The sequence below is a fragment of the Curtobacterium sp. L3-7 genome (genome assembly GCF_048756585.1).
Classification (GTDB): domain Bacteria; phylum Actinomycetota; class Actinomycetes; order Actinomycetales; family Microbacteriaceae; genus Curtobacterium.
The window spans coordinates 2660580-2670332 of record NZ_CP151474.1; the positions used below are offsets into that span (position 1 = coordinate 2660580).

Below are 9753 nucleotides of genomic sequence, written 5' to 3' on the forward strand. Positions count from 1 at the left end.
TCACCGACACATGTCACCGGTGGCGATCACCCCGGAGCACAACCCGCTCCGGCTGCCCACGGATCGTCGACTGAACCGCATCGCGGGTCCCAGTACCCTCATCATCTTCGGCGTGACGGGCGACCTGTCCCGCAAGAAGCTGATGCCCGCGGTGTACGACCTCGCGAACCGGGGGCTCCTGCCTCCTGGGTTCGCGCTGGTCGGGTTCGCTCGACGTGACTGGGAGGACCAAGACTTCTCCCAGCTCGTCCACGACGCGGTCAAGGAGCACTCGCGTACTCCCTTCGACGAGGACGTCTGGCGGCAGCTCGAACAGGGCATCCGCTTCGTCCAGGGGTCCTTCGACGACCCCGACGCGTTCGTCCAGCTCAAGGAGACGGTCGACGCACTCGACGCCGAACGCGGGACGCTCGGCAACCACGCGTTCTACCTCTCGATCCCCCCGAAGATGTTCCCGGTCGTCACCGAGCAGCTGAAGCTGTCCGGCCTGACCGAGAAGCGGGACGGTTCCTGGAGTCGCGTCGTGGTGGAGAAGCCGTTCGGCTCCGACCTCCGCACCGCGCGCGAGCTGAACGCGATCGTCGAGAGCGTCTTCGCTCCCGATGACGTGTTCCGCATCGACCACTACCTCGGCAAGGAGACGGTCCAGAACCTCCTGACGCTGCGGTTCGCGAACCAGATGTACGAACCCATCTGGAACTCGAACTACGTCGACCACGTGCAGATCACGATGGCCGAGGACATCGGTGTCGCCGGACGTGCCGCGTACTACGACGGCATCGGCGCGGCGCGCGACGTCATCCAGAACCACCTGCTCCAGCTCCTCGCGCTCACCGCGATGGAAGAGCCCGTCTCGTTCAAGGCCGGTCACCTCCGCGCCGAGAAGGAGAAGGTGCTCTCCGCGGTGGAGCTCCCGGACGACCTGTCGACCGCCACCGCCCGCGGCCAGTACGCCGGCGGATGGCAGGGCGGCGAGAAGGTCCTCGGCTTCCTCGAAGAAGCGGGGATGAACCCGGAGTCCGGCACGGAGACGTTCGCGGCCATCAAGCTGAACATCGCCACGCGACGGTGGCAGGGCGTCCCGTTCTACCTGCGCGCAGGCAAGCGCCTCGGCCGCCGTGTCACGGAGATCGCGATCGTGTTCAAGCGCGTCCCCGAGGACGTGTTCGGCATCCCGCAGTCCCCGCTCGGCCAGAACGCACTCGTCATCCGCGTCCAGCCCGACGAGGGCGTGACGCTGCGCTTCGGGTCGAAGGTCCCGGGCGTCGGCACCCAGGTGCGCGACGTGACGATGGACTTCGGCTACGGCCACGCGTTCACCGAGGCATCGCCGGAGGCGTACGAGCGACTCATCCTCGACGTGCTCCTCGGTGACCCGCCGCTCTTCCCGCGGCACCAGGAGGTCGAGCTGTCCTGGAAGATCCTCGACCCGATCGAGGAGTTCTGGGCCACGCAGGGCCAGCCCGAGCAGTACCGTCCCGGCACGTGGGGTCCGGCTTCGGCCGACGACCTGCTCGCCCGCGACGGCCGGACCTGGAGGCGTCCATGAAGATCGATCTGCCGAACACCACGGTCTCGAAGATCCAGAAGACCCTGGTCCACATCCGCGAAGAGGGCGGCGCCGTCGCACTCGGTCGTGTCCTGACGCTGATCATCTCGACGGCCCTCGGCCACGAGGAAGAGGCGATCGCGGCTGCGAACGAGGCATCGCGCGAGCACCCGATGCGCGTGATCATCGTGTCGAAGAACGACGGCGACATCCACTCGCCCGGTCGCCTCGACGCCCAGATCCGCGTGGGGAGCGACGCCGGCGCGAGCGAGGTCATCGTGCTCCGCGCCTACGGCGAGACGGCCACCGACGAGGAGAGCCTGGTCACGGGGCTCCTGCTGCCGGACGCGCCCGTCGTCGCCTGGTGGCCCGGCATCGCGCCGTCGAAGCCGTCCGAGTCCTCGCTCGGTCGTATCGCGCAGCGCCGGATCACGGACGCCGCTGCCCAGAAGGACCCGAGCATCGCGATCGCTGCGCTCGGAGCGTCCTACGTGCCGGGTGACACCGACTTCGCGTGGACCCGCCTGACCCTGTGGCGGAACCAGCTCGCCGCGGCGCTCGACCAGCCGCCGTACGAGCCGATCACCGGCGTCGAGGTCTCGGGGGCGAGCGACAGCCCGTCGACGATCCTCCTCGCCGCCTGGCTGCGGCTGCAGCTCCAGGTGCCCGTGTCCGTCGTCACGTCGCCGCGCGCGACCGGGTCGAGCGGCATCCACGGCGTCTCCCTGGTGCGCGAGAGCGGGACGATCGAGCTCGAGCGCTCCCTGGTCGACGTCGCGACCCTGTCGATGCCCGGCCAGCCGACGCACGATCTGTCGCTGCCACGCCGCAACCTGCGCGACTGCCTGGCCGAGGAACTCCGTAGACTCGACCCAGACGTCCTCTTCGGAGACGTCGTCAAGCACGGGGTGGCCCAGCTCCGCGATTCCGTCGCGGGCTGATCAGCTCCACAGCGGTCCGGCCGGTCTGCCGCCGTCGTCACGACGGGGATCGGCCGGCCGGACCGACGGCGGTCACATCGGGTGGCCGCACCACGAACACGGGAGTCACGTGACCAACGAACGGCGGGTGCTGGTGCACCCGGACAAGCAGGCCCTCGGCGCCTCCGTCGCCGCACGGTTCATCACGAAGATCATCGACGTGCTCGACGAGCAGGAGCGTGCCGACATCGCGATCAGCGGTGGTTCGGTGTCGTCCCTGGTCCTCGCGGCCATCGGGCAGTCCCCGGCGCGCGAGAGCGTCGACTGGTCGAAGGTGCACGTGTGGTGGGTCGACGAGCGGTGGGTGCCGGAGGGTGACGCGGACCGCAACATCACCGGCACGCAGACGGACTTCTTCGACCACGTCGCGATCCCGGCGGAGAACATCCACCCGATGGCGGCATCGGACGCCGGCCTGACCATCGACGAAGCGGCGACGCAGTACGAGCGCGAGCTCCAGGCTGCTGCGCCCGACTCGGCCGTCGCGCCGAAGTTCGACATCACGCTGCTCGGTGTCGGCCCGGACGGGCACACGGCGTCGCTCTTCCCGGAGTTCCCACAGCTCACCGTCACCGACCGCGTCGTGCTGTCGGTCGACGACTCCCCCAAGCCGCCGCCGCAGCGGCTCACCCTGACCTACCCGGCGATCAACGCGTCGCAGCGGGTCTGGGTGATCCTCTCCGGTGCCGAGAAGGCGTCCGTGCTCGGACTCGCCCTCGCCGGGGCCTCGGTGGACGAGGTCCCCGTCGGCGGCGTGCAGGGCCGCAAGCGCACGGTGTTCTTCGTGGACCAGGACGCCGCGCGTGACGTCCCGGAGAACCTGATCGCGTCGACGTACTGACGCACGCACTTCCGGACGGGAGGCACGGTGCCAGCTGGCACCGTGCCTCCCGTCTTCCGTGTGGTGCGGGTGCCGCGACGGGGGACGTGGCGGGTCGCACGCCCGCCGGCGCGCGGGACGTGCCGGGTGCTCCGCCCGCCGACCGGTCACAACACCCCGCTCACGTCCGCCGAGCGGTCACGAACAGTCGCTCGACGAAGCCTGGAGCGACAGGTTCCGACCGGTCGGTGGCGCGCGGGCGGGGTGTTGTGGCCACTCGCACGGCCGCGCAGCGCCTCCCAAAGCCTCGCAGCGCCTCCCAAAGCCTCGCAGCGCCTCGCAGCGCCTCGCAGAGCCTCCCGGCGCCTCGCGAGTGTGCTGCGACACGACGAAGGCCCCCGCACCGGAGTGCGGGGGCCTTCGTGACGTCTGGTGCTACTTCGCGGTACCGCGACGCTGCCGGAGCTGCTGGAGCGCGTCCTCGAGGAGCTGCTCGGCTTCCTCTTCGGTGCGGCGTTCCTTCACGTACGCGAGGTGGGTCTTGTACGGCTCGGTCTTCGTGACCTGCGGCGGGTTCTCCTTGTCACGACCGGCCGGGAGCCCGGTGGACGGCGAGTCGACCGTCTCGGGGATCTCCTCGTCCGGCAGGGTGGCGGAGAAGTACCGCACGACCTCGTTGCCGAGGGCGTCCCAGTACGAGATCGCCACACGCTCTGCCTGGACCCCGCGGTCCTGCTCCCCCATCGGGCCCGCGCCGACGCGCGAACCCCGGATTGCACTGCCTCCGGTTGCCATGGATCAGCTCCCCGCCGTGAACTTGTTGATGAGACCGAGCACGATGATCGACACGATCCAGAGGAGACCGAGGATCACCGTGATCCGGTTGAGGTTGCGCTCGGCCACGCCGGACGCCCCGAGGTTGCTCGTCACACCACCGCCGAACATGTCGGAGAGACCGCCACCGCGGCCCTTGTGCAGGAGGATGAGGAGCGTGAGCAGGAGACTCGTGATAGCGAGGAGCACCTGCAGCACGACGGAGAGAATCGCCACGACGTACCTTTCGTGTCAGTCAGCCGTACGAGTATACCGGCCGAGCAGGGCTCGGCCGGTACCCCGGACGGAACGGTGTGTCAGAGGCCGACGTGCTGGCGGAAGCGCGCGATGGCCGCGAACTCCTGGACGTCGAGCGACGCCCCACCGACGAGCGCGCCATCGACGTCGGGCTCGCGCAGGAAGCCCGCGATGTTGCCCGACTTCACGGAGCCGCCGTAGAGCACGCGGGTCTCGGCAGCAGCCTCGTCGTCCCACGCCGCAGCGATCCCGCGACGGAGTGCTGCGCATTCGTCCTGCGCCTGCTCAGCCGTGGCCGCCTGGCCGGAGCCGATCGCCCAGACCGGCTCGTACGCGACGACGATCTCGGACGGCTTGACCGCGTCGAGCACGACCTGGAGCTGCTCGACCGGCACGACACCGGCTCCGCGGCTCTCGCGCTGCTCGCCGGTCTCCCCGACGCAGACGACCGGCACGAGTCCGTGCTTGACAGCGGCGGCGGTCTTCGCGGCGACGATCTCGTCGGTCTCACCGTGGACGGTGCGACGTTCGGAGTGCCCGACGATCACGTACGCGGCGTCGAGGGCAGCGAGGAACGCGCCGGAGACGTCGCCCGTGTAGGCGCCGGAGTCGTGCTGGGAGAGGTCCTGCGCACCGAAGCGGATCGGGAGCTTGTCCGCCGAGATGAGCGTCTGCACGCTGCGGAGGTCCGTGAAGGGCGGGAACACCGCGACCTCGACGTCGTCGAAGTCGTGGCGCGCGTCCTTGAGGGTCCACGCGAGCTTCTGCACGGTGGCGATGGCCTGGAGATGATCGAGATTCATCTTCCAGTTGCCGGCGATGAGAGGAGTCCGCGTCATCGTGACCACCCCAGTGCTTCGAGACCGGGGAGCGACTTGCCCTCGAGGAACTCGAGGCTCGCGCCGCCACCGGTCGAGATGTGCCCGAACTGGTCGTCCGAGAACCCGAGGGACCGGACGGCAGCAGCGGAGTCGCCACCGCCGACGACCCCGAGCCCGTCGACCTCGGTGAGCGCCTGCGCGACGGTCTTCGTGCCCGCGGCGAAGGCCGGGAACTCGAACACGCCCATCGGGCCGTTCCAGAACACGGTCTTCGAACCGGACACCGCCGAGGCGAACCGCGCCGCTGTCTCCGGGCCGATGTCGAGACCGATGCCGTCGGCGCCGAACGAGGAGGACTCGATGGCGTCGGCGGCGACCGTCTCGTGGTCGGCGTCTGCGGAGAAGCCGGACGCCACGACGACGTCGGTCGGCAGGTCGATCGTCACGCCCAGCTCGTCGGCCTTGCTCAGGTAGGAGCGCACGACGTCGAGCTGGTCCTGCTCGAGCAGGGACTTGGCGACACCGTGGCCCTGCGCCGCGAGGAAGGTGAAGAGCATGCCGCCACCGATGCACAGCGTGTCCACCTGCGGGAGCAGGTGGTCGATCACCCCGAGCTTGTCGCTGACCTTCGAGCCGCCGAGCACCACCGTGTAGGGGCGCTCCGGGTTCGTGGTCAGACGCTCGAGCACGCGGAGCTCGGTCTCGATGAGCTCACCGGCTGCCGAGGGCAGCGCGGAGGCGAGCTCGTACACGGAGGCCTGCTTGCGGTGCACGACGCCGAAGCCGTCCGACACGAAGGCGTCGGCCAGAGCGGCGATGCGGTCCGCGAAGCCACCGCGCACGGCGGCGTCCTTCGAGGTCTCCTCCGGGTTGAAGCGGAGGTTCTCGAGCAGCAGGACGTCGCCGTCCCCGAGGGCCTCGGCGGCCGCGGTGGCGTCGTCGCCGACGGTCTCGCCGACGAACGTCACCTCTTTCCCGAGCAGCTCGGAGAGGCGCTGGGCCACCGGGGCCAGCGAGTACTCCGGCGCCGGCGACCCGTCGGGACGGCCGAGGTGGGAGATGACGATGACGCGCGCGCCGGCGTTGATGAGCGTGTTGAGCGTCGCGAGCGACGCCCGCACGCGGCCGTCGTCCGTGATCACGCCGTCCTTGAGCGGGACGTTCAGGTCACAGCGGACGACGACACGCTTGCCGGCGAGGTCGCCGAGGTCCTCGAGGGTGCGGAGGGTCATGCTCAGAGTCGCTCGCCCACGAACTCGGTCAGGTCGACGAGGCGGTTCGAGTAGCCCCACTCGTTGTCGTACCACGACGTGATCTTCACGAGACCGCCGATGACCTTGGTCAGGCCGGAGTCGTAGATCGACGAGTGCGGGTCCGTCGTGATGTCGGTCGACACCAGCGGGTCCTCGCTGTAGAGCAGGATGCCCTTGAGGGGGCCCTCAGCGGCCTCCTTGTAGGCCGCGTTGATCTCGTCGACGGTGACCTCGGCCTTGGTCTCGAGCGTCAGGTCGGTGATCGACCCGGTCGGGACCGGCACGCGGAGGGCGAAACCGTCGAGCTTGCCGGCGAGCTCCGGCATGACCTGACCGATGGCCTTGGCGGCACCGGTCGAGGTCGGGACGATGTTGAGGGCAGCGGCGCGGGCGCGACGCGGGTCCTTGTGCGGGCCGTCCTGCAGGTTCTGGTCGGCGGTGTACGCGTGGACCGTGGTCATGAGACCGCGCTCGATGCCGAACTTGTCGTTGAACACCTTGGCGAGCGGCGCCAGGCTGTTCGTGGTGCACGAGGCGTTCGAGATGATGTTGTGGTTCGCCGGGTCGTACTGGTCCTCGTTCACACCGAGCACGATGGTGACGTCGTCACCCGTGGCCGGGGCGGAGATGATGACCTTCTTGGCGCCGGCGTCGATGTGCTTCTGCGCGTCGGCGGCCTTGGTGAAGAACCCGGTCGACTCGATGACGATGTCGACGCCCAGCTCGCCCCAAGGGAGGTTGGCGGGGTCGCGCTCCGCGAGGACCTTGATCGGCTTGCCGTCGACGACGATGTTGTCGCCGTCGAGCTCGACGGAGACGCCGAGACGGCCCGTGATGGAGTCGAACTTCAGCAGGTTCGCCAGCGCGGCGTTGTCGGTGAGGTCGTTCACCGCCACGATCTCGAGGTCGCTGCCCTTGGCGAGGGCGGCCCGGAAGAAGTTACGGCCGATGCGGCCGAAGCCGTTGATGCCGATCTTGACGGTCAATGGATCTCCTGTTGGGTGTGGAGCGCCCAGGGGGCGCTGCTTTCGGAGTCGCGAGCCCTCGTCGGGCCCGCGTGTGGTGACGATACGCCCCGTAACGTCGCCGTAACGACCCTAGCAGTCGGAGCATCAGCGCCCGCCCGTGTGACGTCCAGGAAGCGCCACGCCGGGACGGGTCGGACGAGGGGGCCTCAGGCGCCCTCGAGCTCCTCGGGGACGCTGGCCTCGGTGCCCGGGATGTCGAGTTCCGCGGCACGCTTGTCGGCCATCGCGAGGAGGCGGCGGATGCGGCCGGCGATGGCGTCCTTGGTCATGGGCGGGTCGGCGTGCTGGCCGAGTTCGTCGAGCGACGCGTCCCGGTGTGCGAGCCGCAGGGACCCGGCGTACTGCAGGTGGTCGGGGACCTCGTCGCCGAGGATCTCGAGCGCGCGCTCGACGCGTGCGCACGCTGCGACCGCGGCCTGGGCCGAGCGGCGGAGGTTCGCGTCGTCGAAGTTCACCAGGCGGTTGGCGGTCGCGCGGACCTCCCGGCGCTGGCGCATCTCCTCCCACTCGGCGGTGGTGCGCGCTGCACCCATCACCGTGAGCATCTGCCCGATGGCCTCGCCGTCGCGGATGACGACGCGGTGCACCCCGCGGACCTCACGGCCCTTCGCGGCGATCCCGAGACGCGACGCGGCTCCCACCAGGGCCATCGCCGCCTCGTTGCCGGGGCAGGTCACCTCGAGCGCTGCGGCGCGACCCGGGTCGGTCAGGGTGCCGGCTGCGAGGAACGCACCGCGCCAGATCGCGGCGAGGTCCTCGCGGTTCCCGGTGGTCAGCCGGTTCGGCAGCCCGCGGACCGGACGACGGCGGGCGTCCATGAGCCCGGTCTGGCGTGCGAGGGTCTCCCCGGCCTCGAGCACGCGGACCAGGTAGCGGGTGCCACGCCGAGCGGACGCCGAGGAGCCGACAGAGGCCTCGCTGCGGACGCCGTAGAGCTCGGCGAGGTCCTTGCGGACGCGGTGCACGATGATCCGGGTGTCGAGCTCGACCTCGACGGCGATGCGGCCGGAGATCACGTGCAGCCCGCCCGCGAAGCGCAGCACGGTCGCGAGCTCGGCGGCACGGACCGTGTTGCGGCCCACGACGACCCTGGCCAGTTCGTCCTTGACCTCGGCAGTCAACGGCACAGCATCATTCCTAACGTTTCTGGTGGTGGGGCTCGTCGGTCCCGGTGGCGCAGCCGTGTGGAGCGGCCGGTGGGACGGTCACTCCCGGCCGAGATCTCGGTTCTTCACACGCACGGCGACGTTGGGCATCCCACGGAGGAGACTCGCCAACTCGGCGACGATGGCGACCGAGCGGTGCTTCCCGCCGGTACAGCCGATGGCGATCGTAGCGTGTCTTTTGTTCTCGCGCTGGTAGCCGTCCAGCACGGGCTCCAGCACGGCGGCGTACCGGTCCACGAACGGACGGGCACCGGACTGGGCCAGGACGTAGTCCGAAACGGGCTTGTCGAGGCCCGTGTGCGGCCGGAGTTCCGGCACCCAGTACGGGTTCGGGAGGAACCGCACGTCGGCGACCATGTCCGCGTCCGGCGGCAGCCCGTACTTGAACCCGAAGCTCATCAGCGTCACCTGAACACCCGTGAAGCGGTCCTCGGCGAACTTCTCGATGACGGTGTTCGCGAGCTGGTGGATGTTGAGGTCCGAGGTGTCGATGATCACGTCCGACGCCTCTCGGAGACCGAGGAGTCGCTGGCGCTCACGAGCGATGCCGTCCAGCAGCGTGTCCTCGCCCTGCAGCGGGTGCGGTCGGCGGACCTGCTCGAACCGTCGGACGAGCACCTGGTCCGTCGCCTCGAGGAACAGCACGCGCACCCGTGCGGAGGTACTCGCACGCAGCTGCTCGACGGCGGCTTCCGGGTCGGTGAAGTGCCGCCCGCCGCGCACGTCGACCACCGCGGCGAGCTTCGGGATCTTCTCCCCCGCCCGGTCGGCGAGATCGGTCAGCGGACCGAGCATCTGGGTCGGCAGGTTGTCGACGACGTACCAGTCGAGGTCCTCGAGGGCCTTGCCGACCGTCGACCTGCCCGCACCGGACATCCCGGTGACGATGAGGACGTCGTGCTGGGGCTTCGGTTCGGTGTCGGTCATCTGGGAGATGTGCTCCGTCGTCGCTGCCCGGGCGCGTCGCCAGGGGTCTCCGGGACGGCCCGGCCGGGTGGTCTCGGGTCGGTTGGGCTCGCGGACAAGGCTATCCCCCGACACGCGCGGTCCGCAGGCCGGCCTGGA

At 69.8% G+C, this 9753-nt stretch carries 10 protein-coding genes; 3 read left to right on the top strand and 7 right to left on the bottom strand.

All coding sequences use genetic code 11. The features are described from left to right. The first annotated feature begins 10 nt into the window (after positions 1-10). The 3 genes from zwf (at position 11) to pgl (ending at position 3370) form a co-directional block, all read left to right on the top strand. Positions 11-1549, top strand: a complete 1539-nt coding sequence (gene zwf, locus AAEP80_RS12960; protein WP_281264648.1) for a glucose-6-phosphate dehydrogenase — start codon at positions 11-13, stop codon at positions 1547-1549. Continuing rightward, a complete protein-coding gene (locus tag AAEP80_RS12965) occupies positions 1546-2490 on the top strand; it encodes a glucose-6-phosphate dehydrogenase assembly protein OpcA (protein ID WP_281264649.1) in 945 nt (314 codons plus the stop codon). The genes zwf and AAEP80_RS12965 overlap by 4 nt, the downstream gene beginning before the upstream one ends. Before the next feature lie 109 nt (positions 2491-2599). After that, positions 2600-3370, top strand: coding sequence for a 6-phosphogluconolactonase (gene pgl, locus AAEP80_RS12970; RefSeq protein WP_281264650.1), 771 nt, complete (start codon positions 2600-2602; stop codon positions 3368-3370). Positions 3371-3784: 414 nt separating this feature from the next. On the opposite strand, the gene AAEP80_RS12975 is transcribed toward pgl, so the two are convergent. The 7 genes from AAEP80_RS12975 to rapZ all read right to left on the bottom strand — a co-directional run bounded on the left by AAEP80_RS12975 (position 3785) and on the right by rapZ (position 9615). Further along, positions 3785-4144, bottom strand: a complete 360-nt coding sequence (locus AAEP80_RS12975; protein WP_281264651.1) for an RNA polymerase-binding protein RbpA — start codon at positions 4142-4144, stop codon at positions 3785-3787. Positions 4145-4147: 3 nt separating this feature from the next. Continuing rightward, positions 4148-4399: a preprotein translocase subunit SecG gene (gene secG / locus AAEP80_RS12980; protein WP_056124375.1), complete on the bottom strand. Its 252-nt coding sequence runs from the start codon at positions 4397-4399 to the stop codon at positions 4148-4150. A gap of 80 nt (positions 4400-4479) precedes the next feature. Continuing rightward, the gene (gene tpiA / locus AAEP80_RS12985; RefSeq protein ID WP_420364715.1) at positions 4480-5259 is read right to left on the bottom strand and encodes a triose-phosphate isomerase; all 780 of its coding nucleotides are present in this window, start codon (positions 5257-5259) and stop codon (positions 4480-4482) included. Beyond that, entirely contained in the window at positions 5256-6473 is a 1218-nt protein-coding gene (locus tag AAEP80_RS12990; protein ID WP_413601846.1) for a phosphoglycerate kinase, read from the bottom strand. Before AAEP80_RS12990 ends, tpiA begins: the two co-directional genes overlap by 4 nt. Before the next feature lie 2 nt (positions 6474-6475). Continuing rightward, on the bottom strand, positions 6476-7480 hold the full coding sequence (gene gap, locus AAEP80_RS12995; protein ID WP_413601845.1) for a type I glyceraldehyde-3-phosphate dehydrogenase: 1005 nt from the start codon (positions 7478-7480) through the stop codon (positions 6476-6478). A 188-nt stretch (positions 7481-7668) separates the two neighbouring features. Beyond that, a complete protein-coding gene (gene whiA, locus AAEP80_RS13000; RefSeq protein WP_281264655.1) occupies positions 7669-8649 on the bottom strand; it encodes a DNA-binding protein WhiA in 981 nt (326 codons plus the stop codon). A gap of 78 nt (positions 8650-8727) precedes the next feature. Then, positions 8728-9615 carry an RNase adapter RapZ gene (rapZ, locus tag AAEP80_RS13005; protein WP_413601844.1) on the bottom strand — a complete coding sequence of 296 codons (888 nt, stop codon included), beginning with the start codon at positions 9613-9615 and terminating at the stop codon, positions 8728-8730. Positions 9616-9753 lie beyond the last annotated feature (138 nt).